General features: G+C 67.5%; 22 protein-coding genes. 14 read left to right on the top strand and 8 right to left on the bottom strand.

Annotated elements, in window-relative coordinates:
• Positions 1-337 precede the first annotated feature (337 nt).
• Genes QRM96_RS19725 through QRM96_RS19715 form a run of 3 tightly spaced genes read left to right on the top strand, consistent with a single transcriptional unit; the run spans position 338 to position 4,489 of the window.
• A complete protein-coding gene (locus QRM96_RS19725; protein ID WP_133831988.1) occupies positions 338-1,096 on the top strand; it encodes a LamB/YcsF family protein in 759 nt (252 codons plus the stop codon).
• 2 nt (positions 1,097-1,098) lie between these two features.
• Positions 1,099-2,748, top strand: a complete 1,650-nt coding sequence (locus tag QRM96_RS19720; RefSeq protein WP_285320655.1) for a 5-oxoprolinase subunit B/C family protein — start codon at positions 1,099-1,101, stop codon at positions 2,746-2,748.
• A complete protein-coding gene (locus QRM96_RS19715) occupies positions 2,741-4,489 on the top strand; it encodes an acetyl/propionyl/methylcrotonyl-CoA carboxylase subunit alpha (protein WP_285320654.1) in 1,749 nt (582 codons plus the stop codon). Before QRM96_RS19720 ends, QRM96_RS19715 begins: the two co-directional genes overlap by 8 nt.
• Here the strand turns inward: QRM96_RS19715 and QRM96_RS19710 are convergent.
• The gene (locus QRM96_RS19710) at positions 4,486-5,490 is read right to left on the bottom strand and encodes a prenyltransferase/squalene oxidase repeat-containing protein (RefSeq protein WP_285320653.1); all 1,005 of its coding nucleotides are present in this window, start codon (positions 5,488-5,490) and stop codon (positions 4,486-4,488) included. The two genes, QRM96_RS19715 and QRM96_RS19710, sit on opposite strands and share 4 nt — an antisense overlap.
• A gap of 68 nt (positions 5,491-5,558) precedes the next feature.
• Between QRM96_RS19710 and QRM96_RS19705 the strand changes: the two genes are divergently transcribed.
• From QRM96_RS19705 to ppsA, 8 genes are all read left to right on the top strand, one after another.
• A complete protein-coding gene (locus QRM96_RS19705; protein ID WP_018762093.1) occupies positions 5,559-6,236 on the top strand; it encodes a GntR family transcriptional regulator in 678 nt (225 codons plus the stop codon).
• Between the two features lie 211 nt (positions 6,237-6,447).
• On the top strand, positions 6,448-7,161 hold the full coding sequence (locus QRM96_RS19700; RefSeq protein WP_018762092.1) for a DUF969 domain-containing protein: 714 nt from the start codon (positions 6,448-6,450) through the stop codon (positions 7,159-7,161).
• Positions 7,158-8,129: a DUF979 domain-containing protein gene (locus QRM96_RS19695; protein WP_018762091.1), complete on the top strand. Its 972-nt coding sequence runs from the start codon at positions 7,158-7,160 to the stop codon at positions 8,127-8,129. Before QRM96_RS19700 ends, QRM96_RS19695 begins: the two co-directional genes overlap by 4 nt.
• A gap of 34 nt (positions 8,130-8,163) precedes the next feature.
• Positions 8,164-9,261 carry a DUF2891 family protein gene (locus QRM96_RS19690; protein ID WP_285320652.1) on the top strand — a complete coding sequence of 366 codons (1,098 nt, stop codon included), beginning with the start codon at positions 8,164-8,166 and terminating at the stop codon, positions 9,259-9,261.
• A gap of 196 nt (positions 9,262-9,457) precedes the next feature.
• The gene (locus QRM96_RS19685) at positions 9,458-9,718 is read left to right on the top strand and encodes a hypothetical protein (RefSeq protein WP_018762089.1); all 261 of its coding nucleotides are present in this window, start codon (positions 9,458-9,460) and stop codon (positions 9,716-9,718) included.
• A gap of 227 nt (positions 9,719-9,945) precedes the next feature.
• Entirely contained in the window at positions 9,946-10,755 is an 810-nt protein-coding gene (locus tag QRM96_RS19680; protein ID WP_018762088.1) for a slipin family protein, read from the top strand.
• Positions 10,756-10,849: 94 nt separating this feature from the next.
• On the top strand, positions 10,850-11,668 hold the full coding sequence (locus QRM96_RS19675) for a pyruvate, water dikinase regulatory protein (RefSeq protein WP_026264675.1): 819 nt from the start codon (positions 10,850-10,852) through the stop codon (positions 11,666-11,668).
• A 142-nt stretch (positions 11,669-11,810) separates the two neighbouring features.
• Positions 11,811-14,231 carry a phosphoenolpyruvate synthase gene (gene ppsA / locus QRM96_RS19670; RefSeq protein WP_285320651.1) on the top strand — a complete coding sequence of 807 codons (2,421 nt, stop codon included), beginning with the start codon at positions 11,811-11,813 and terminating at the stop codon, positions 14,229-14,231.
• 40 nt (positions 14,232-14,271) lie between these two features.
• Here the strand turns inward: ppsA and QRM96_RS19665 are convergent, their stop codons facing one another.
• On the bottom strand, positions 14,272-14,778 hold the full coding sequence (locus QRM96_RS19665) for a DinB family protein (protein WP_109863600.1): 507 nt from the start codon (positions 14,776-14,778) through the stop codon (positions 14,272-14,274).
• A gap of 34 nt (positions 14,779-14,812) precedes the next feature.
• Positions 14,813-16,489 carry an FAD-binding dehydrogenase gene (locus QRM96_RS19660; RefSeq protein WP_285320659.1) on the bottom strand — a complete coding sequence of 559 codons (1,677 nt, stop codon included), beginning with the start codon at positions 16,487-16,489 and terminating at the stop codon, positions 14,813-14,815.
• A gap of 124 nt (positions 16,490-16,613) precedes the next feature.
• On the opposite strand from QRM96_RS19660, the gene QRM96_RS19655 reads away from it, so the two are divergent.
• Complete coding sequence (locus QRM96_RS19655; protein ID WP_285320650.1) at positions 16,614-17,510, top strand: diacylglycerol/lipid kinase family protein; 897 nt, start codon at positions 16,614-16,616, stop codon at positions 17,508-17,510.
• A gap of 65 nt (positions 17,511-17,575) precedes the next feature.
• Here the strand turns inward: QRM96_RS19655 and QRM96_RS19650 are convergent, their stop codons facing one another.
• The 5 genes from QRM96_RS19650 to QRM96_RS19630 all read right to left on the bottom strand — a co-directional run bounded on the left by QRM96_RS19650 (position 17,576) and on the right by QRM96_RS19630 (position 21,694).
• Positions 17,576-17,833: a hypothetical protein gene (locus QRM96_RS19650; RefSeq protein ID WP_109863597.1), complete on the bottom strand. Its 258-nt coding sequence runs from the start codon at positions 17,831-17,833 to the stop codon at positions 17,576-17,578.
• Positions 17,834-17,931: 98 nt separating this feature from the next.
• Entirely contained in the window at positions 17,932-18,372 is a 441-nt protein-coding gene (locus tag QRM96_RS19645) for a hypothetical protein (RefSeq protein WP_240617818.1), read from the bottom strand.
• Positions 18,373-18,630: 258 nt separating this feature from the next.
• A complete protein-coding gene (locus QRM96_RS19640; protein WP_018762080.1) occupies positions 18,631-19,152 on the bottom strand; it encodes a hypothetical protein in 522 nt (173 codons plus the stop codon).
• Between the two features lie 143 nt (positions 19,153-19,295).
• Positions 19,296-20,426 carry an alkaline phosphatase family protein gene (locus tag QRM96_RS19635; protein WP_285320658.1) on the bottom strand — a complete coding sequence of 377 codons (1,131 nt, stop codon included), beginning with the start codon at positions 20,424-20,426 and terminating at the stop codon, positions 19,296-19,298.
• A gap of 2 nt (positions 20,427-20,428) precedes the next feature.
• Positions 20,429-21,694 (bottom strand): alkaline phosphatase family protein, encoded by a 1,266-nt coding sequence (locus tag QRM96_RS19630; protein ID WP_018762078.1) that lies wholly within the window; start codon positions 21,692-21,694, stop codon positions 20,429-20,431.
• Positions 21,695-22,034: 340 nt separating this feature from the next.
• On the opposite strand from QRM96_RS19630, the gene QRM96_RS19625 reads away from it, so the two are divergent.
• On the top strand, positions 22,035-23,420 hold the full coding sequence (locus QRM96_RS19625) for an OFA family MFS transporter (protein WP_109863594.1): 1,386 nt from the start codon (positions 22,035-22,037) through the stop codon (positions 23,418-23,420).
• Between the two features lies 1 nt (position 23,421).
• Positions 23,422-23,565, top strand: coding sequence for an MFS transporter small subunit (locus tag QRM96_RS19620; RefSeq protein WP_018762076.1), 144 nt, complete (start codon positions 23,422-23,424; stop codon positions 23,563-23,565).
• Positions 23,566-23,652 lie beyond the last annotated feature (87 nt).

The following is a 23,652-nucleotide window of genomic DNA, read 5'->3' as shown; positions in this document are numbered from 1 at the left end:
AACCCCGCAACCCCCGCTCACATCTGAGCGGGCGTTGGGGGAGAAGCTGCAGGATGTGAGCGGGCGTTGGGGTTGGAGCTGCAGGAAGTGAGCGGGCGTCGGGTCCTCCGGTAACGCCCGCTCACCCGTGACGGGTAGCCCGCAACAACTGAGCTGGCGTTTTGGTTGAGGCTGCAGGATCTGAGCGGGCGTTGGGGTTTGACCTGCAGGATCTGAGCGGGCGTTGGGGTTGGAGCTGCAGGATCTGAGCGGGCGTTAGTAAAGGTCGATCGGATTGTTGAACAATCCTGATTTATAGGGCATTCTTGGAGTACCACCAATCCGAGACGGAGATCACATGCCCAGCATCGACTTGAACAGCGACGTCGGCGAATCGTTTGGAAACTGGTCCTTCGGCGATGACGCCGCCATTTTCGAAAGTGTTTCCAGCGCCAACGTGGCCTGCGGCTTCCACGCAGGCGATCCCGTGGGCATCATGGCCACCTGCCAGGCCGCCGCCAAGGCCGGCGTCACGGTGGGCGCCCACCCCGGCTACCGCGACCTGGCCGGCTTCGGCCGCCGGTTCGTGGACATGACCCCGGCGGAACTGACCGCTGACGTGGTCTACCAGATCGGCGCCGTCCAGGCCGTAGCCCTCGCCGCCGGAACCGCAGTCCGCTACGTCAAACCCCACGGTGCGCTGTACAACACCATCGTCAACCACCCCCGGCAGGCCGGCGCCGTGGTGGCCGCCATCCTTGCCGTGGACCCCACCCTTCCCCTCATGGTCCTGCCGAACTCCGAGATCCAGCGCCAGGCCGACGCCGCCGGGCTGCGCACGGTCACGGAGGCCTTCGCCGACCGTGCCTACAACCCTGACGGCACCCTGGTCTCCCGGCGCGAACCCGGAGCCGTGCTGCACGAGGTGAAGGACGTCGTCGAGCACGTCCTGCGCCTGGCCACCGATGGCGTGGTCCGCGCCGTGGACGGTTCACTGGTCCCGGTCAAAGCGGAAAGCATCTGCCTGCACGGCGACACCGCCGGCGCTGTGGCAATGGCCGCCGCCGTCCGCGCCGCCCTGGCCGATGCCGGCATCACCATCCAAAGCTTCGCGTAGCCATGGCTGCCACACAACAGCGCCCGGCCACGGCGCCGGTCCTTACCGCGATCAGGCCTGCAGGAGACCGGGCAATCCTGGTTGAGCTCTCCTCCCTGGACGCGGTGCTCAGCCTCCAGGCACAACTTATGGCGCACCCCAGGCCGGGCCAGATCGACGTCATTGCCGCCGCCGGGACAGTGCTGATCACCGCTGATTCGCCGCATGCCCTGCAGGAGCTGGCCGCGCACGTTCGCGGCCTGGACCTTGACGCGCCCGCGGAGGCCGACAGCACACTGGTCACCATTGAGGTGGTGTACGACGGCGACGACCTGGACGAGGCCGCGGCGCTCACCGGCCTCGGCCGCGAAGGAGTTGTGGCAGCCCACACAGGCCAGCTGTGGACGGCAGCCTTCGCCGGATTCGCTCCGGGCTTCGCCTACCTCACCGGCGAGAATTCCACCCTTGACGTGCCGCGCCGGCGCTCCCCGCGAACCGCGGTACCCGCCGGGGCGGTGGCCCTGGGTGGACAATACTCGGCGATCTATCCCCGGCAGTCACCGGGCGGATGGCAGCTGATCGGACGGACCGACGCCGCACTCTGGGACCTTGAACGGGAAAACCCGGCGCTCATCCGCCCGGGCGATACCGTCCGTTTCGCCGCCGTCCGGGCTCAGGCCACCGTTCGGCGGCACACCGAAACTGCTGCCAGCGCGGAGGCTCACGAGGAACATGCCTCGGCGGGCCTGGCCGTGCGAAAGCCTGGCCTCCAGGCCACCATCCAGGACCTCGGCCGGCCGGGCTACGCAGCCCTGGGTGTCAGCAGCTCCGGTGCCATGGACCGGGGTGCCCTGCGCCGCGCCAACCGCTTGGTGGGCAACCCGGAGGACGCCGCGGGAATCGAAACCCTCTTCGGCGGCCTGGAACTCGAAGCCCTGACCGACCAGGTCCTCGCCGTCACCGGCGCCAGCGCGCCATTGGAGGTGACGTCGTCGAACGATGCCCAAACGACGACGGCGGTGCGGCATCCGGCGTGCGACGCCCCGTTCGCGCTGCTGGCAGGGGAGCGGCTCACAGTGGGTGCGCCCACGGCAGGTCTGCGCTGCTACCTGGCCGTCCGTGGCGGGGTCGCGGGCCCGGCCGCACTGGGCAGCCGATCCACCGACACCATGTCGGGGATCGGTCCCGAACCGCTCACCGCAGGAACCATCCTGCCCGTGCATGCCGCCAAACCGGGCAGCATTGTGGGCAACCCCGAAATCTCACCCCTCCCGGACCAAGGCCACGCCACAGTGCTCCGCGTGGTTCCTGGACCGCGGCAGGACTGGTTCAACGAAGAAACCTTGCAAAGCTTCCTGTCCCAGGAGTGGACCGTGACACCCAAGTCCAACCGGATCGGCCTGCGCCTGGACGGACATGGACTGACACGGAGCAAGGAGGGTGAACTGGCGAGTGAAGGCACTGTCCGCGGCGCCGTGCAGGTGCCCCCGGAAGGCCAGCCGGTCCTTTTCCTCTCCGATCATCCGGTGACCGGCGGGTATCCGGTGATTGCCGTCGTCGTCCACGCTGACCTGGACAAAGCCGCCCAACTTCCGCCGGGTGCCACGGTGCGGTTCACCGCAGCATCCCCGGCAGACCAGCCCGAAACACCGAAGGAAAGCTTCCATGCGTAAAGTCCTCATTGCCAATCGCGGCGAGATTGCCGTCCGGATCGCCCGGGCCTGCGACGACGCGGGCCTGGAGAGCGTTGCCGTCTACGCCGATCCGGATGCCGATGCGCTGCACGTTTCCGCCGCCACCGAGGCGTACTCGCTGGCCGGTTCCCGGCCGCAGGAAACCTACCTGGACATTGAAAAGATCCTGGCGATCGCGGCCACAAGCGGTGCCGACGCCGTCCACCCCGGATACGGCTTCCTGTCCGAGAACGCCGGGTTCGCCCAAGCCGTGATCGACGCCGGCCTGACCTGGATCGGGCCCTCGCCGGACACCATCCGGCTGCTCGGCGACAAGGTCAGCGCCCGCGAGGTTGCCGTCCGCGCCGGTGCCCCGCTTGCACCGGGAAGCGACGGCCCGGTGGCCAACGCCGCAGAAGTCCGTGCGTTCGCGGAACAGGTTGGCCTTCCGGTAGCCATCAAGGCGGCCTTCGGCGGCGGCGGACGCGGCCTGAAAGTGGTCCGGAACCTTGCCGACATCGAGGAAAGCTTCGACTCTGCGGTACGCGAATCCCTTGCAGCCTTCGGCCGCAGCGAATGCTACGTGGAGAAATTCCTGGACCGCCCCCGGCACGTGGAGGCGCAGGTCATCGCGGACACACACGGCAACGTGGTGGTGGTCGGCACCCGCGACTGCTCGCTGCAGCGCCGGCACCAGAAGCTCGTCGAGGAGGCCCCGGCGCCATTCCTTACGCCGGACCAGCGGGCCGCCATCCATGCCTCGGCCAAGGCCATCTGCCGGGAAGCCGGATATGTGGGCGCCGGCACCGTGGAGTACCTGCTGGATGGCTCCGGTTTCCTGAGCTTCCTGGAAGTCAATACCCGGCTCCAGGTGGAGCATCCCATCACGGAGGAAACCTCCGGCGTGGACCTGGTGGCTGCCCAACTGTCCATCGCGGCGGGGGAGGTGCTGCCCATTCTTGACGACCCCGAGCCGCACGGCCACGCGTTTGAGTTCCGGATCAACGCCGAGGACCCGGGCCGCGGATTCCTGCCGTCCCCGGGCACCGTGGATTCCTTCGAGGTGCCCACCGGGCCGGGAATCCGGCTGGATAACGGTGTGCGGGCCGGGTCAACAGTGCCGGGACAATTCGATTCGCTGCTCGCCAAACTGGTGGTGACCGGCGCGGACCGGCAACAGGCCCTCCGCCGCGCCCGCCGCGCCCTGCGCGAGTTCCGTGTTGGCGGGCTGGCCACCGTCCTGCCGTTCCACCGCGCCGTGGTGGAGGCTCCAGACTTCACCGGCACCGATTCCCTGGGCGTTTACACCACCTGGATCGAGAGTGAATTCGCCGCCGAGCTGGAAGCGGACCCCGCGTTCAGCCCCGCCGCACCCGAGGAACCGCGCCGCACCATCGGCATCGAAGTGGACGGCAAGCGGATGGAGCTCGGACTTCCTGCCGTGCTGCTGGATTCGCTGCTCAACGGCGGCGGCCGCGGCCGTCCCGCCGCGGCGGAGGGGAGCGCAACTGCTCCGGCCGGGAAGAACGACGGCGACCTGCTGGCCACCATGGCCGGCACCGTGGTCAAGTGGCTGGCTGAGCCCGGAACACTCGTCGAGGAAGGCGAGGCGGTGCTGGTGCTGGAAGCCATGAAGATGGAAACGGCCGTGGCCGCCCACCGTGCCGGTACGGTCGGGGAGCTGTACGCGGTGCCCGGAGACGCCGTCGGGCCCGGACAGGCGCTCACCACCATCGGTTAGGCGGCCGGCGGTTCACCTGGCGACGGCATGCGCGCGAACACCCGGCAGACCGCGAGGCTGAACCAGAGCTGGAGGTCGTGGAACCGGTCCCGGAGCAGATGGCCGGTGAAGAGCCCCGAGGGTTCCTGGTGAGCGGACAGCCAGTCGCGCGCCCTGTCGGTCTTTTCCGATTGGAGGTTGGGACTGATGACACTGATTGCGTCGAGGGCGGACACGAGGTCCGTCATCCAAAAGGGAAAGCTGAACTCGGTCCAGTCGGAGACGCGGCCCTTGTCCGGGTAGGCATCCGGCTCGAAGAAGCGGCCCGCAAGCAGCGCCGCAGCGTGTTGTGCGGAGGCACCGGCGCGGTGCCCAGGATGGGCCGCATACGCCCTGAGGACTACCCCGGTGATCAGGTGTGAGAAGGGCCGGGCCGGGTCGCCGGTGATGGTCCGCTGGTCGTCGAGCGCGTCGAGGTTTCTTCCCCGGGTGCGGAACGGAAGGGCCCAGCCGCCGTCGTCCTGCCGCGACGCCTCAAGCCAACTGAAGGCACGTTCCACCCGGGGGTCTCCGCTGTAGCCCGCCTTGCTGAGGAGCCCGATGAGGGCCGCCGTGTAGTTGGGAGACACTTGGTTGCCGTAAATCCCCCGAAGATCACCTTCGGCGGACTGGCGTGAGAGGACATAGTCGGCCGCTGCCGCGAGGGCGGGATGCCGGTGCGTGAGCCCGAACATCTCCACCAGGAACCCGAGTTGCCGGTAGGTTTCCAGCAGGTCGTAATCCGTCCGCGCCCGGGGCCGTCTCCCCGGGTAGGTCCACGACCCGTCCGCCGCCTGGCGCCGCAGGATCCGGCGCGGGATCGGAAGGTCCCAGAGTGCCGCTTCAGGCGTTCCCGCCGGGCCGGCGGCAGGGCCTGACGGTGGCGGGGGGAGTTCTTTGGCAGCCCAGTAACGCACAGCCGGGTGCCCGCTCGACAGCAGCGGACTGATCGGGTCGAAGCGCAGGCCGTGCAGCCATGTCATGGTCACCATGATGGCGGAATACGTCAGGCGCGGACAGGGTACCCGTGCCCTGCCGATATCGTGGTGCCATGACGTTTGACGAGGTGCTGGCCGATCTTCAAGCCCAGGCCAGGACCACCAAGCACGCCGAAACCGGGCTGTGGGTGGCCGCACAGCTTCGCAGCCGCATTGAGGCCGGCCAGCTCAAGCCCGGCTCCAAGCTCGCCGAGGAAGCCCTCCGCGAGGCCCTCGGCGTGTCCCGGAACACCCTCCGGGAGGCGTTTGCAGCCCTGCACTCGGAACATATCGTCACCCGCATTCCCAACCGCGGCGTGTTCGTCGCGCACCCCACGGCCGAGGACATCCGCGAGATCTACCGGGTCCGCCGCTTCCTGGAGCCGTCAGCGGTCCTGTGGTCCGGCACGGTCTCCACGGAGCCCCTGGCGGCAATCGTCAAGGCAGCGAGGGCTGCCGCAGCCGACGGCGACATCCCGGGCATGGCCGGCGCCAACCAGGACTTCCACCGCGCCATCGTGGACCGCGCCGGCAGCGAACGCCTGAACAGCCTCATGGACCAGGTGCTGGCCGAGATGCGGCTGGTATTCCATTCCATGGCCGCCAATCCCGCCTTCCACGAACCCTACGTGGAAGACAACGCGAAGATCGTCGAGCTCCTGGAGGCCGGGGAACTGGCCGCGGCAGCGGACTTCCTGGCCGGCTACCTGGAGCGCGCCGAAGCGCAACTGCTCGCCGCCGTCGGCCGCTGACCTGATCCTTTCCGCAGGAGGGGTTGCGGGATTGTTGAACAAAACGCTATGCTGTGGATCACACCGTTGTCCTGCAGCACACACAATCCTGCAGCCCTAACGTGACCGGGGCTCCCGCCCCTCGGCGCCGCCCCACCGACTAAACCTGGGCACGGACGCGCCGGCCCCCACTTTCGCAGACCCGTCACGGGTCCCCTGGGAAGGGATAATCATGCTTGTACTCATCGGGGTGCTGCTGGTGATCGTTGGCTTCGCCATCCGCCTGAACCCCCTGATTGTCGTCACCGTCGCGGGCATCGTCACCGCGCTGCTGGGCGGCATGAACCCCGCGCAGATCCTCGAGTCGTTCGGCACCGGCTTCGCCAGCAGCCGGTCAGTCACCATCTTCGTGGCGGTGCTGCCCGTGGTGGGCATTATCGAGTTCTTCGGGCTGCAGGAGCAGGCCAAAACCCTCATCGGCCGGCTCGCCAAACTGACCGCCGGACGCGTCCTGATCGGCTACCTGGCCGTCCGCCAGATCACCGCCGCCGTGGGCCTGACCAGCATCGGCGGCCACGCACAGACCGTCCGCCCGCTGGTGTTCCCCATGGCGGAGGGCGCAGCGCTGCGCCGCTACGGCCACGTGCCGGAAAAGATCAGCGAGAAGATCAAGGGCCACGCCGCCGGCGCCGACAACGTTGGTGTGTTCTTCGGCGAGGACGTGTTCGTGGCGGTCGGCTCCATCCTGCTGATCACCACGTTCGTGGACACCACCTACCACCTGCACCTGGAACCGCTCCAGCTGGCGCTCTGGGCCATCCCCACCGCCATCGCCGCTTTCCTCATCCACGGCTTCAGGCTGCTGCGCCTGGACAAGCAACTGGACAAGGAATACCGCGAGTTTGAGCTCACCGCCCAGAAGGAAACTGCAGGAGAAGCCAAATGATCAACGTTGAAGCCGTTTACTGGCTGGTCGGCATTCTGTTCGTCGCATGGGCGTCGCTGATCGCCGCCGACACCAACCACCCCCGCCGCTGGGGCAGCTCGGCCTTCTGGGGCCTGCTGGGCCTGTGCTTCTTCTACAGCACCTGGGTCCAGGCAGGAACCGCACCCGCCTGGATCCTGGGCGTCGCCGTCCTGGTCCTGGTGGTACTGGCATCCACCGGCCTGCTGGGCCACGGCAAGCACCGCACCTCCACCGGGCCCGAGCGCGAGGCCTACGCCAAACGCTTCGGCAACAAGCTCTTTATCCCCGCCCTGACCCTGCCCCTGGTCACTGTGATCCTGGTGCTCGCTGCTCCTGTGCTGGTGATCGGCGGCACTCCGCTGCTGGATCCCAAGAACACCACGCTCGTGGCGCTGGCCATCGGCGCCGTAGCCGCCGTCGTCGTCGCCCTTGTCATCCTCAAGCCCAAGAACCCGGCCACGCCCCTCTTCGAAAGCCGCCGGATCCTCGAATCCATCGGCTGGGCCGCATTGCTGCCGCAGATGCTCACCACGCTGGGCATCCTCTTCACCAAGGCCGGCGTCGGTACCGCGGTGGGCACCCTGGCGTCAGGGCTGCTGCCCAAGGGCTCGCTGATCGCGGGCGTGCTGGTGTACTGCATCGGCATGTTCCTCTTCACCGTGCTGATGGGCAACGGCTTCGCGGCCTTCCCGATCATGACCGCCGCCATCGGCTGGCCCGTACTGGTGCAGACCTTCCACGGTGACCCCGCCATCATCTTCGCGATCGGCATGCTCGCCGGCTTCTGCGGCACCCTCTGCACGCCCATGGCAGCCAACTTCAACCTGGTGCCGTCCGCGCTGCTGGAGATGAAGAACAAGTACGGCGTCATCACGGCCCAGGTGGGCACGGCCATCCCGCTGCTGGCAGTCAACATCGTGCTGATGTACTTCCTGGCCTTCCACTAAACCCTCCGCTCATCCCGGCTTTCAAAGGAGCATGATGGACAACGATCTTCGCGTACAGGCGGCCCCGGACTACGCCGCCGTGGTGCTGGGCAACCTTTCGGAGCCCTACCCGCACTCGGCACACCACACCCAGGTGTCCGCCGACGACCGTCCCACGCCGGAGCAGATCCACCCCGCGTTCTACACCTCCTTCGACTGGCACTCCTGCGTCCACATGCACTGGCTGGGGACCAGCCTGCTGGGGGCCGCCTCCGGGTCGCCTTCGTCCGGGGCTGCTCCGCAGGGGGCGTCCGACGGCGGGACGGCGGCTTGGGTGGACGGCCCGACTGCCGCGTCGCTGCGGGAAGCCCTGGGCGCCAACCTGATCCCGGCCAAGCTGGCGGTGGAACGGGACTACCTGCTGGCCAACCCGTCCTGGGAACGTCCGTATGGCTGGGCGTGGCTCACGCGGCTTGCGGCCACCTGTTCCGCGTCCTCCGATGCGCAGATCCGCGAATGGGGCTCCGCCCTGGAGCCGCTGGTGGATGCAGTGGCGGAACTCAGCGTGGCGTGGATGGCCAAGGCGCAATACCCCGTCCGGCACGGGCTGCACACCAACGCGGCCTTCGGCGTGGGCTACATGCTCGATGCCTTCCGATCCTTGGGCCGCGAGGACGCCGCGACGGCGTGCGAGGAAGCGGCGCGCGGCTGGTTCGCGGATGACCGCGGCTGGCCGGGGGACTGGGAGCTCAGCGGCCAGGACTTCCTCTCCGCCGGCCTCAGCGAGGCGGACCTGATGCGCCGGGTGCTTTCCGCGGACGAGTTCGCAGGCTGGTTCGCGGGGTTCCTGCCGGAGCTCTCCACGGCGTCGCGGATCTTGCAGCCGGTGAGCGTGACGGATGAGACCGACGGCTACCTGGTGCATCTGCACGGACTGAACCTGACCCGGGCCGGCCAGGTGGCGCGCATCATCGCCGCCCTGCGCGAATCCTCCAAGCCCGAGGCATCCGCCGCGGCGGCCGTCCTCAGCGAGGCACTCGATCCGCTGTTGAAGGCCGGGCTCTCCGGGCTGGAGAGCGGCGACTTCATGTCCACGCACTGGCTGGCGAGCTTCGCCTGGGACGCGCTGGGATCCGTGGCGGCGCTGGACTGATTCTTCGCTGGCCAGGGCCGCTTTGCCGGTAGGTCCGTCGCCGGCTGACCAGTCACACTCCGTCCAAAGCCTCCGGACCCTGCATGCTGTGCCATGGCGCGTTAGTCTTGCTGCACCACGCCGGCGTGCGTGACCTGGGAGCAGCGGGCAGGGTTGTAATGAGCTGACTGTCCGCCCATGAGCCCGGAGGAAACCGATGCGCCAGCACGTCAGTACATGCCTGCCAGACCCTGCCGTGGCAGGGGACACCGCCACCCTCAAGCCCCGGCGGAAGCGGACCAGGCACCCCCGGCTTGCGGTGGGGGACCGGGTCAGTTTTGCCGAAGGAACCTTGGCCGGCACCGGGGTCGTGGACGCCGTGACCTCCGATTATTCGATCATCTGGGTGTGGACCGATGAAGGCCAGGGCCGCAGGATGTTCTTGCAGGGGTACGGAAGCATCGTTTCTGCGGTTTAGGTTCGACGCCGAAGCCCGGGCGGCCGCGGACGTCCGGCCACGAGCCACACAACTCCGCCCACCACGCCCCAAGGCAACCACAAGGCGGCGCCTGTCGCATTCACACGTCCAGTATGCTCCGGTTCCAAGCTCCCTGACGCCTTTGGTGGGACAATAAGTGCAGGGCCCCTGTCACGGCGCCAGCCAGGTGCCGGCACGGCCCGCGCAAAGACCAGGAGGGGATCCCGATGGACCCCACCACCGTGACTGTCATCGTCCTCGTTATCCTGCTTCTCGTTGCTGCGCGGATGTCCATCCGGATCGTCCGCCAATACGAGAAGGGCGTACTGTTCCGGCTTGGCAGGGTGGTCGGCGTAAGAGACCCCGGCCTGCGGTTGATCATTCCTGTTATCGACCGGCTGCCGCTGGTAAGCCTCAGGATCGTGACCATGCCCATCCAGTCGCAGGGCATCATTACCCAGGACAACGTCAGCGTGGACGTGTCAGCGGTGGCCTACTACCGGGTGGTGGACGCCGTGAAATCCGTCATCGCCATCGAGAACGTGGCCGCGGCCATCGACCAGATCGCCCAGACCACGTTGCGGAAGGTGGTTGGCCGCCATACCTTGGACCAGACCTTGTCCGAGACCGAACGGATCAACGGCGACATCCGCGAAATCCTCGACGTGCTCACCGTCGAATGGGGCGTGGAAGTCACCCTGGTGGAGCTCAAGGACATCCAGCTGCCCGAAAGCATGAAGCGTGCCATGGCCCGCCAGGCAGAAGCCGAACGCGAGAAGCGAGCGAAGATCATTGCCGCCGAAGGCGAGGCCATCGCCGCTTCAGCGCTCGGCGATGCGTCCGACACCATGATGGCGCACCCACTCGCGTTGCAGCTCCGCAACCTGCAGTCCCTGGTGGAAATCGCCGTCGACAAGAACTCCACGGTGGTGTTCCCCGCCCCGCTGATGAGCACCATCGGTGAACTCTCCGCCTTCCTGGCCCGCGAGAACCAGGCAGCGTCCGCCGCCGGGCCGTCCCCTGTGAAAGCGGCCTGACCGGCGAACCGGCCCGCGTACAACCAACGCGTCGGCCGGGCCCGCGCCAGTCCAGACTTCGGGTCCGCACCACAGCGGCCGCTAAAGTCGTGCCATGACCACTGCTGCTCTACGCCCTGTCTACTTCCTCTCGGACAGTACGGGCATCACCGCGGAAACGTTGGGCAATACGTTGCTGACCCAGTTCCCGGTGGCCGACTTTGACCGTGTCACCATCCCCTTCATCACCACGGCCGAGCAGGCACGGGCGGTGGTGCGCACCATCGACGGCCTTGCCGCCACCGGGCCCCGGCCGCTGGTCTTCTCCACCGCCGTCAGCAGCGAAATCCGGCAGATCCTGGCCGGCTGCAAAGGCGTGATCGTGGACCTGATCGGCACGCACGTGGGCGTGCTGGAACAGGCGCTCGGCGCGCCTGCCAGTGGCGAACCCGGCAGGGCGCACGGCCTGGGCAACGCCGCGCGCTACCAGTCCCGGATGGCGGCTGTGGAGTACGCGATGGAGCACGACGACGGCCAGAGCCTGCGTGCCCTGGAGAAGGCGCAGGTGATCCTGGTGGCCCCGTCCCGGTGCGGCAAGACGCCCACCACCATGTATTTGGCACTCCAGCACGGGATCTTCGCCGCCAACTTTCCGCTCGTCGACGAGGACTTCCAGCGGGACGGCCTGCCGAAGCCGCTGCAGCCCTTCGTGTCCAAGTGTTTCGGCCTGTCGTCCAACCCGCTGCGCCTGAGCCAGATCCGCACCGAACGGCGGCCCAGCTCGCCCTACGCATCCTTGCGTCAGTGCGGCTTTGAGTTGCGCAGCGCCGAGCAGCTGTACGTATCCCACCGGATCCCGTACCTGAACTCCGCCACCGTGTCCGTGGAGGAGATGGCGGCCACCATCCTGCAGCGGATGAATCTCAAGCATTAGCAACAATTCACAAACGTGGCGTGGCGCACATGATGTGGAAAGTGCGCGGCAGACCTGCCACTGTTGACAAGGTTTTTCTTCCGGCCGGCACTACCGTGGCGGCCAGCAATGCCTAAGCCACCTCTGCAAAGGAGCAGTAAACATGACCACAGACGTTCTTTGGTTCTCCGAACTCGGGCTTGAGGACTTGGACAAGGTGGGCGGCAAGAACGCCTCCCTGGGCGAGATGGTGCAGAACCTGACGTCCGCCGGCGTCCAAGTCCCGGACGGATTCGCCACCACGGCGGACGCGTACCGCCGGTTCCTGTCCGATTCCGGCCTGGACCAGAAGATCGCCGACCGGCTCGTTGGCCTGGACACCGATGACGTGACGGCGCTGGCGGCTGCCGGCCAGGAGATCCGGTCCCTGGTCCGCGACACGCCGTTCCTGGCGGATTTCGAGGCGCAGGTCCGCGAGGCGTACCAGCAGCTGGTGGACAAGCACGCCGGCTCGCAGGATCTTTCTTGGGCGGTGCGCTCCAGCGCCACGGCAGAAGACCTTCCCGACGCCTCGTTCGCCGGGCAGCAGGAGACGTTCCTTAACGTCCGCGGCATCGAGAACATCCTGCAGGCCATCAAGGACGTCTTTGCCTCGCTCTACAACGACCGCGCCATCGCCTACCGCGTGCACCACAAGTTCGAGCACGCCGAGGTGGCACTCTCGGCGGGCATCCAGCGCATGGTGCGTTCCGACGTCGGCGCTTCCGGGGTCATGTTCACCATGGACACCGAGTCCGGCTTCCAGGACGCCGTGTTCGTCACCTCCTCCTACGGGCTGGGGGAAGCAGTGGTCCAGGGCGCCGTGAACCCCGATGAGTTCTACGTGTACAAGCCCGCCCTGGAAGCCGGCCGGCCGGCCATCCTCAAGCGGGGCCTGGGCGAGAAGGCCCTCCAGATGACCTACACCACCAACAACGAGATCGGCCGCACCATCGACTTCGTGCCGGTGGAGGAGTCCCAGCGCTCGCGCTTCAGCCTCACGGACGACGACGTCGAGCAGCTGGCGCGCCACGCCGTCGCCATTGAGAAGCATTACGGCCGCCCGATGGACATTGAGTGGGGCAAGGACGGCATCGACGGTGGACTGTACATCCTGCAGGCCCGCCCGGAAACCGTGCAGTCCCGCCGGGCCCCCGGCAGCATGAGCCGGTTCCGCCTGAACGCGACCGGCCCGGTGCTGGTGGAGGGCCGCGCCATCGGCCAGCGGATCGGCGCCGGCAAGGTCCGGATCCTCACCGCGATCGACCAGATGGCCTCGTTCCAGACCGGCGACGTCCTGGTGGCGGACATGACCGACCCTGACTGGGAACCGATCATGAAGCGTGCCTCCGCGATCGTCACCAACCGCGGCGGACGCACCTGCCACGCGGCCATCATCGCCCGCGAGCTGGGGATTCCCGCCGTCGTGGGCACCGGCAACGCCACTGACGCGCTGGCCGACGGCCAGGAGGTGACCGTCTCCTGCGCCGACGGCGAGACCGGCACCATCTACGAGGGCCTGCTGGACTTCAGCGTCGAGGAGACCGGGGTCACCGATCTGCCCGAGGCGCCGGTGAAGGTCATGATGAACGTCGGCACGCCGGAACAGGCGTTCACTTTTGCGCAATTGCCCAACCACGGTGTGGGGCTGGCCCGGCTGGAGTTCATCATCAACCGGCAGATCGGCATCCACCCCAAGGCGCTCCTGAACCTGGACAGCCAGCCGGAGGAGGTGGCCGCCGAGATCCGCGGGCGGATTGCCGCGTACGACAGCCCCCGCGACTACTACATCAAGCGACTGGCAGAGGGCGTGGCCACCATTGCCGCCGCCTTTGCGCCTGAACCGGTGATTGTTCGCATGTCCGACTTCAAGTCCAACGAGTACGCCAACCTCATTGGCGGCCCGGCGTACGAACCGCACGAGGAGAACCCGATGATTGGGTTCCGCGGCGCGTCCCGCTACCTGGAACCATCCTTCCGGGACTGCTTCGACCTTGAATGCGGGGCCCTGTCCTTCGTCCGCAACGAGATGGGCCTGACCAACGTCAAGCTGATGATTCCGTTCGTGCGGACACTGGACGAGGCACGCGGCGTCATCGACCTGCTCGCCGAGAACGGCCTGCGCCGCGGCGAAAACGGCCTTGAGGTCATCATGATGTGCGAACTGCCTTCCAACGCGCTGCTCGCCGACGACTTCCTGGAGTACTTCGACGGCTTCTCCATCGGCTCGAACGACATGACCCAGCTGACCCTGGGCCTTGACCGTGACTCGGCCATCGTGGCCAACAGTTTCGACGAGCGGGACGCGGCAGTGAAAAAGCTGCTCAGCATGGCCATCAAGGCCTGCCGGGCGCACGGCAAGTACGTGGGCATCTGCGGCCAGGGCCCCAGCGACCACCCGGACTTCGCTGAATGGCTGGTGAAGGAAGGCGTCAACTCCGTCTCCCTGAACCCGGACACGGTGGTGGACACCTGGCTGCGGCTCGCGGGCGCGGCGGAAGACTCGTCCGCCGGGGCAGTGGCTGCCGCGGCCGGCGCAGCCTGACCAGAGCGCCGGAAGGTGCATGGGCGGTCCCGCCGCGGTGTCATCGCCGGGACGGGACCGCCAGCACCTGCTCGCGCAGGATGTCCGCGTGGCCGCAGTGCTGGGCCAGTTCCCGCAGCATATGAAGGTACACCCAGCGCAGCGGAAGCGGGCCCCGCCGGTTGCCGGTGAGCACATCGTCCAGGCCCAGCCCGGCCGCGGCCGCCCGGGAAGCGGCGCACGCCTCCCGGTGGGCTGACCGGACGGAGGCCACCGTGTCGGCGTCGTCAAGCATGAACGATTCGTCCGGGGTGGCCGGGATGCCGATCTCACTGCGCGCGCGGCCCGTGACGGCTTCGTCGAACCAGACCTTCTCCACGAAGGTGGCGTGCTTCACCAGGCCCAGCAGCGTGGTGCGGGACGGAACCAGCCGGCGCCGGGCCTGCTCTTCGGTCAAGCCGTCCAGGCAGTCGTCGAGCGCAGCCCGGTGCTCGTCCAGGAAGAACTCGAACTGGGCACGCAGCGGCTCGGAAATCACGTCGTCCATGGAACGGGGGAGGATGGCCATACGCCGACCCTAGCAAGCCGGAAAGGATGCGCGGCTACAACGCCCGGGCAAGGGAACGCCCCACCGTCCTGCCGGTGAAAATGCAGCCGCCCAGGAAGGTGCCCTCGAGGGCGTTGTATCCGTGGGCGCCGCCGCCGCCGAACCCGGCGGCCTCCCCGGCGGCGTACAGCCCGGGAATGGGGGCGCCTTCCTGGCCGAGGGCCTGCCCGGACAAATTCGTCTGGATGCCGCCGAGCGTTTTCCGGGTGACGACGTGGAGCCGCACCGCGATCAGCGGGCCCGCCTTCGGATCCAGGATCCGGTGCGGCTTCACTGTCCGGAAGAGCCGGTCACCCAGGTAGCGGCGGCTGTTGCGGATGCCCGCCACCTGGGCGTCCTTGGAATAGGCATTACGGATCTCGGCGTCGCGTTCCCCGATCTGGCGCCGCAGCAGCGCACCGTCCAGCAGCGGTTCCGCGGTGAGCCCGTTCATGCCGCGGACCAGGTCCGGCAGGTTGTCCGCCACCACAAAGTCCGCGCCGTGCTCCTTGAACGCCTCGATGGGACCGGACGCGCCCCGGCCCAGCCGGGTCTTCAGCAGCAGCTTGAGGTCCCGGTTGGTAATGTCCGGGTTCTGTTCGGAGCCGGAAAGGGCGAACTCCTTTTCGATGATCCGCTGGTTGAGGATGAACCAGGAATGGTCGTATTGCTGGATGTCCGGGGTGGTCCGCAGCAAGCGGAGGGTGCCCAGCGTGTCGTAACCGGGCAGGCCGGGGGAGGGGAGCCGCCGGCCCAGAGCATCGAACCACAATGAGGAGGGGCCGGGCAGGATCCGGATGGCGTGGTCCGGCCAGATGGGATTCCAGTTCTGGATCCCCTCGGTGTAATGCCACATTCGGTCCCGGTTCACCAGCCGGACTCCGGACCCGTCGGCGATGTCCAGCATCCGCCCGTCCACATGCTGCGGCACCCCGGTGACCATCCTGCGCGGCGGTGTCCCCAGCCGGTCCGGCCACCAGCGCCGCACCTGCTCATGGTTGCCGCCGATCCCGCCGGAAGCGATCACCACAGCCTGCGCCCGCAACTCAAAGTCCCCAACAATGTCCCGGTTGGAGGACACCCCACGCGGCGACGCATCAGGTGCCAGCACTGCGCCACGCACCCCGGTGACCGTACCGTCGTCGTACGTTAAACCGTCCACCCGGTGCCGGAAGAAGAACGTGACGCTGCCCGCCGCGGCCGCCTCCCGCGCCTTGTCCGCGAACGGTTCGGACACCCCGGTGCCGGTGCCCCACGGGACGTGGAAGCGGGGGACCGAGTTGCCGTGGCCGCCGGCCCTGCCGTCTCCGCGCTCGGCCCAGCCCACCAGCGGCGTGAACCGGATGCCCTGCTCCTGCAGCCAGGCGCGCTTGTCGCCGGCGGCGAACTCCACGTAGGCGCGGCCCCACTGGGCGGCCCATTCGTCCTCCGGGTGCGGTCCGGAAAGCCGGTCCCATTGCGCTGAGCCCTGCCAGTCCTGCCACGCCAGGTCGAAGGAATCCTTAACGCCCAGCCGGCGCTGCATGGGGGTGTCCACAAGGAAAAGCCCGCCCAGCGACCAAAACGCCTGGCCGCCCAGGTTGGCCTGATTCTCCTGGTCCAGGATGGCGACGCGCTTTCCCGCACGGACCAGCTCGTTGCAGGCCACCAGCCCGGCCAACCCGCCACCAATGATGATCACGTCCGCGTCCATGCGTGCCTGCCCGGCGGGTTGTCCACTCATCGTCCCACTCTGCCATCCGAACCGGCCGTCGGAAACCAAGGCCGCGGGTTAGGCTGGAGCCACCCGCACCAGGAACCCGGAGAACACGTACGCCATGGCTGATGACGGAGCACCTGCCGCACCTTTCGACCGTGCCGTCCTGATCTTCAATCCCGGCCGGCCTGGAATGGGCCAGCGGATCGAGACGTTGCAGCGGGAACTGGCCACCGACCTGCCGGGGCTGCCCGTTCACCTGTTGCCAACGGAATTTGCCGGCCACGCCCGTGAACTTGCGCGGGGGGAGGCGGGCCGCGGCACGCCGCTCATCCTGTCCGTCAGCGGCGACGGCGGGTACAACGAGGTGGTCAACGGCGTGATGGACGTGCTTGGCAGCAAGGCCGTATGCACTGTCATTCCCGCCGGTAATGCCAACGACCACTACCGGAGCCTGCCGGTGCGAACCTTCGCGGAAGCGGCGTCGGCCGGTGTGGGCCGGCGCGTCGACCTGCTGCGGATCACGCTCCGCACCGGAACGCAGGAACGGGTCCTGTACGCGCATTCCTACGTGGGGTTCGGGCTGACCTCGTTGATGGCCATCGGCATTGAACAGGGCGGGAAGGGTAAGGTACTGGAGCTCGTCTCCGTGGCCCGCACCCTCTCGAGGTTGAAGCCCTTCGAACTTGTCCGGGACGACGGGGCCACCGCCCGGTTCGACAGCCTGATCCTGGCCAACGTGTCGCGCATGGCCAAGTACGGCACCGTCAGCGAGTCGCATTACCCGGACGATGGGCGGTTCGAAGTGGTGACGCTGCCCCACGCCGGGTTGATGAAGATGGCCCTGATGACGCTCCGCGCGGTCACCCTGGGGCTGGGGCATCAACCGAGCGTCAGCCGCTATGCCTTCTCCACCAGCGATACGGTGCCCTGCCAGATTGATGGTGAGGTGGTCTACGTCGAGGCGGGAACCCATGTCCTGGTGGAAAGCGCCAAGGGAGCCCTGGCCACCCTCTGACGCCTCAGGTCGGAGTGACGCGCGGGCCGGGGTACCGCCGCCGGGCGGCAGTACCCCGGGACCAGCTACGGCTGCACGGAGTCGAAGAACGTGTAATCCGGATTCGGCCCGGCCTCATGGGATTTCATCCTGATAAAGTCCACGTCCTCCCGGGACAGCGTGGTCTCACCGTGGGGATCTCCGTTGGCTCCCTCGCCGGCGGCTGCACTGATCTGGGCGGAAATTGTCCGTGGCAGAATCATGCAGCCTGGGTTCGCCAGCAGCCATTGGGTGACCGGAGCGGGAAGCAGGTTCCACTGGTCGCGAATACTGATGTCAGTCATGGGGTGTGCCTTTCGTAATGGTGTCAAGGACGCCCCCAGGCCCGGGATGCGCCGGTGCCGGCCGCGGTTTACGCAGCCGGCACACGAGGAGGAAAGGCTTAATCGAAGTGGATGTCTGCGGCCGCCTTGCGCAGCGACTCAAGGCGCTCTTCTTCCACCAGGCCCAACGCTTCGAGTTCGTCGGTTCGGTGGGTCCGTTCCTGGGCGGCCTGGGCTGAAATGTCGCGCAGGATCACGCCTACAAGATGGGCCAGGCCTGCTTTGAGGTCCACCAGGTTGGTGTTGGTGATCAGGAGGCGGCGGTCTGAGACGCGGAGTTCCACATCGCTGTACCCGGCGTCGGCCAGGCGCTGTTTCGTCGCTTCGCCGTGCAGCAGCTCGATTTCGCGGGGCTGCGGCCGGCGGGAGAATACGGCCGGAACGGTGTACCGCGTGGGGCCTTGGGCGGTGCCCAGGTTCGGTGGCAACGCGGATGCGAGGACTCCGCTGACCGATAGCGCCGAGTCGGCGCGTATAACAGAGTCTTGGATGGTGGTCATGGTGTCTACCAGCGTTCTGAAGGGTGCACTGCCGGATCCCGGGACGCGGGGCGGAGTGGCTGGGGCAGGGGATCCGGGGCCGGATCGGCTGCAGTGGAGGTGAACGGTGTTAACCCGTTCCGGCCGGTGTTGTGGTGCGGCCCCTCGTCGTACCGATTCCCTGGTGTGCCGGCGTCGAGGCTACTCGGTACGGCGCGCGCCGGCGGCCGTGGAAGGCAACCGGGAATCGGGCTCATTTTCGGGGCAACGGATGTCCTGTCACGATGTCCCGAGATACTTTGAGTCTACGCTCATCAGCGACTCTTCCGGGCCGGGATGCGGAACCGGCCCGCCGAAGGTCGGACGCCGGCCGGAACGGTAGGCGGAATCAATCACGGATGCGAGTTCGTCCAGCACGGTGTGGTTTCCGGGGAGCACCACGTGGGCCAGGAATTCCGATTCGAGGGAGGCGATTCCCGCGGCCACGGCTCCGAGTTTGGCGTCAATGGCCAGGGCCAGGGCATGCCATGATTTGCGGTTGGCGCGTTCGAGGATTTTCGCGTTGGCTTCGTGGACCCGGCTGTCCGCGATGTCGCCACGAATGGCCAGGGCGCCGTCGGACTGCAGCAATGGCATGACAATCCGGAATTGCCGTCCGGTGCCCCTGAAAGCCACAGCGCTCCGGTCCCCTCGCTGGGTGAACAGGATGTCCGTTGCCCCGTAGTCCGTGAGCGCCTGCCTGATGTGCTTCCGGGAAGCCTCGCTGCTGAAGGAGTCGCCGCGGGTGTAAGGGCTTGTCATCTCCTAACTATGCGCCTCGCCGCCACCCTTTCCTAACGTCGCCATAACGCATCGGCCGCGGAACAGCAATGGACCCGGCAAACGCTGCACTGCAGTCCGTTTGCCGGGTCCATTCGAGGGGAGGCATGCAGCCCCGGTCAGGCTCAGACCCCCGCGTTGTACACGTCCAGGCCAAACCGGTTGAGCCCGGGCGTCCCGGCGTACCCCAGGTACGGCAGCCCGAAGGTGTCCTCGATGCTGGCGAGCAGGCTGTAGTGGTTGTACGGCGTGGTGGACCAGGTTCCGCCCTTCGTGAAGGGGGAGAGGACCAGCGCGCCGACGCGTCCGCCGCCCATGCCCGTGATGCCTGGCAGGGCCGCGTTCGGGCCCGGGCCTTCGCCGCAGCAGGCACTGGCGTCCGACTGGGGCCCGTCGGATTCGTCGAAGGCGATCACCAGGACGCCGTCCTGCTTGAACGCCGGAGAGTTGGTGATGACCGGAACCCATTGCTTGAGCCAGGCGTCAGCGCTTGCCAGGCCGCCGGGCTGCCCGTCCACGCAGGGGGAGTCGTGTCCGTCGTGGCAAAGGTTGGGCGTGATCATGGACAGGTTGGGCGTGGTGGCAGCCGAGGCGAGGTCCGTCTGCAAGGCGGAGAGGTCGACGTCGTTCTTGGCGCAGTCCGGTGAGCCGGTGATCCCGGCGAAGTAGACGAACGGGTTGTGCCGGGCGGCGTACTGGTCGCCCACCTTGGCTTTCTGGGTGTCATCGACGGCGCCCAGGGCCGGGTGCCGGCAAGGGGTGCCCATGTCCTCCATGTACCCCTTCCAGGATTTCCCGGCGTCTTTGAGCTGCCCGGCCACCGTGGGAACGCTGGCCGGGAACACGCAGCCGTCGCCGACTGCTTGGCCGGGGCTGGCGGTGCCGCTGCCGACGAACGGGGTGTAGGTCTGGCAGTCGGCCTGCATCTGCGGGTTGGGTCCCTGGCCGGAAATCTGCGCCACGTAGTTGGGCTGGGAGTTGTGCGCCGTGCCGTAGTACTGGTTCAGCAGGACGCCTTGGCTGCGCAGGGTCTGGGAAAGATAAGGAGCGGCCGACGCCGGGCCCCAGGTTTCGTCGTAGCCCTTGTTTTCGAGGTTGATGACGAAGACGTGGTTGGCGCCGGGCAGGTAGCTGGAGGCCGCCGGCGCGGTGGCGGGAGCGGGGGCGGCGGCGGCCGGCTGTGACGGCGTTGCCGCCCCGCCGACGATGGCGGCGGCGAACACGGCGATGGCCGCTGCGGCGGCACGGAGTTTCATTGTCACGGGAGTTTCCATCCGTCGGCGAGTGCTTTCTGTTTCAGTCCAGACCATTCCTCTTCCGGCGGCGGACCCACCGGGGAGCAGGCGGGGCCGGCCACGAATGGCGGAACGAGGTATCTCGGGGCGGCCAGGTTGGCAGGGGTGCCGAAGTCCAGGACCTCTGCAATATTGCGGGCGGCCTGGTCACGCTGTGTGAGGGGCGCCAGGTTCCAGCGCCATTCGATCGCTTTCAGGACCGAGGTGTGGTCGTAGACATCGTGGGCGACGTACCGGCGCCGCGCCCTGGGCGAGACCACCAGGGACGGCACCCGGAAGCCCCGCAGGGCGGTGTCCGGGTTGGTGTCCGGGGCGGTGGCCGGGGGCACATGGTCGTAGAAGCCGCCCCATTCGTCGTAGTTGACCACCAGCAGGGTGGTGGCCCAGCCCGGCCCTGACGTCACGGCGTTGTAGACCTCGGCCAGGAACGTTTCTCCGGAGCGGATATCGGCGTGCGGGTGGTCATCGCCGGAGGTCCCGGAGCCTTCGTCGGTGAACCGTGGATCCACGAAGGACACCGCCGGCAGCGCCCCGGCGGAGCAGTCGGCGAGGAACTCCGCATAGGGGTGGGAAATGCCCTGGTACTTGGCTCCCCAGAGTGCGGTGAACGGGATGTCGCCGTAGTAGTACTTACCGGATACGCCTGCGCTGGCCAGCCGGTCCCAAATCGTGGGAAGGGTACTGGTGGCGGTGGAGTTGTGGATTCGGTCGGTGGCGGCGGCGTGCTGGTAGAACCGGTTGGGGTAGGTCTCGGCCATCGTCGCGGCGAAGTAGCGGTCGCAGACAGTCCAGTCGGGGCCGGCCTGACGCCAGAAGTCCAGGTCTTCGGCGCCGTAGTAGCCCACGGCGAACTCGTCGTTTTCGCCGGCCCGGAGCCAGCCGTCGTTCTTGCCGTTGTTGTATTGGATCCGGCCGCCCTCGTAGGAGTGGTCAGGATCCGGGTGGCCGCAGCCCTGGAAGTCGGTCAGGTGGTAGGTGGAGTGCGGGATGCCGTAGCGGTCCCGGAAGGTCAGTCCGGACTGTGTGCCGTCGGACCCGGGCAGCCAGCCGAGGAAGTGGTCGAAGGAGCGGTTTTCCATCATTACCACGACGATGTGCTCGATGCCGGAGTCACCGGGAGCCGGGAGGGCCGGCGGGGCCGCGGCGGCTGCCCGCAGGGTGCTTCCGGCGGCCAGGGTGGTGGCAGCCGCGGTGCCCGCTGCGAAGAAGCGGCGTCTGGAAAGATTCACGTCAGATTCCTTGTCCGTCATGGAGGACGGCGAAGCGGGCACGCCCCCCACGATGGGCCGATCGCCGGACCGTAAGTTACTGGTCGGTATATTTCGCGTTCACCAGTAGATCACGGCGACGTTACGGCCCGGGCCCAAACCGGGGTCCGTTCATGCAGAGTTCACCGGACGTTCGGCGGCTTGAGGCGCGTCCCGTGGTGCCGCTCGCCGTATATTCACTACCGGTCGGCGCGCCAACAGTACGTTTGCTGATGATTTGCATGATGATTGCCGGAGGCAACGGGCCGGGCCCTTCGCCGCTGGACACCGTCGTCTTCCACCTAGCAAGGGAATCATCATCATGGGCTTCCTGGACCGTGACCGAACCATCGCCCCGCCGGGCTTCAACCGCTGGCTTGTCCCGCCGGCAGCGCTCGCTGTCCACCTCTGTATTGGCCAGGCCTATGCCACCAGCGTGTACAAAACCGCGCTGGTCAAGCATTTCGGCGCCAGCTTGACCGAGATCGGGGTGATCTTCTCCATCGCCATCGTGATGCTGGGCCTCTCCGCGGCGGTCATGGGCACGTGGGTGGACCGGAACGGTCCGCGGAAGGCGATGTTCACCTCGGCCATGTTCTGGGTGGGCGGCTTCCTGGTCGGCTCCCTGGGCATCTTCACGCACCAGCTTTGGCTGGTCTACCTGGGTTACGGCGTGGTGGGCGGCATCGGGCTTGGCATTGGCTACATTTCGCCGGTGTCCACGCTCATTAAATGGTTCCCGGACCGCCCCGGCCTGGCCACCGGTATGGCGATCATGGGCTTCGGCGGCGGCGCGCTGATCGCCAGCCCCGTGTCCCAGGCCCTGCTCAAGGCCTACGATCCCAACTCCGGTGCGCAGGGCTGGGTGGCCAGCGGCGATGCCGTGGGGAAGCTCTTCCTGACGCTCGCCGTCGTCTATCTCGCCTACATGCTGTTCGGCGCCTTCACGATCAAGGTCCCCGCAGACGGCTGGCGCCCGGCCGGGTTCGACCCCGCTAAGGTCAAGGCCGCCAAGCTGGTCACCACGGAGAACGTCTCCGCCAAGAACGCCATCAAGACCCGGCAGTTCTGGCTGGTATGGGTGGCGTTGTTCTGCAACGTCACCGCCGGCATCGGCATCCTGGAGCAGGCGGCGCCCATGATCCAGGACTTCTTCCGGAAGGCCGACGGCGGCTCCCTGGTCAGCGCCGGCGTCGCCGCGGGCTTCGTGGGGCTGCTGTCCATCGGCAACATGGCAGGGCGGTTCGCCTGGTCAGCCACCTCGGACATCACCGGCCGCAAGCGGATCTACATGGTGTACCTGGGCGTCGGCGCGGTCCTGTACACCGTGCTGGCGCTGGCCGGTGCCACGGCCACGTTCCTCTATGTGGTGCTGGCGTTCCTGATCATTTCGTTCTACGGCGGCGGTTTCGCCACCGCCCCGGCGTACCTGCGGGACCTGTTCGGGACGTTCCAGGTGGGCGCCATCCACGGCCGGCTGCTGACGGCCTGGTCAGCGGCCGGGGTGGCCGGTCCGCTGATCGTCAATGGCATCCTGGACGCGCAGGGGAAACCGGGCCAGCTGACCGGCGCGTCCTACCAGCCGGCCTTGCTGACCATGGTGGCCCTGCTGGTGGTGGGCTTCGTGGCCAACCTGCTGGTCACCCCCGTCGACGCCCGATTCCACGAACCCCGCCCCGCGCGGCACGAACCAGCCATGGAGGCCTGAGATGACCACAGCACATACCCACAGCGGGCAGGAACCGGTCCAAAGGTCCACCGGCAGGCTGGTCCTGGGCTGGATCCTGGTGGGGATCCCGCTGGCGTACGGGGTGTTCCAGACGCTGACGCAGGTGGCGGCGCTGTTCGGGTGAGCCCTGCGCGCCGTCCCGCGTCACGCAGGGCAGGCTTTAGCAGGGGCGGACGACGGCGGGTCCCGGCTTTACGGGATTCCGCCGCCG

Source organism: Pseudarthrobacter sp. lyk4-40-TYG-27 (genome assembly GCF_030209295.1).
Classification (GTDB): Bacteria; Actinomycetota; Actinomycetes; order Actinomycetales; family Micrococcaceae; genus Arthrobacter.
This window is presented reverse-complemented; position numbering and strand designations above follow the sequence as displayed.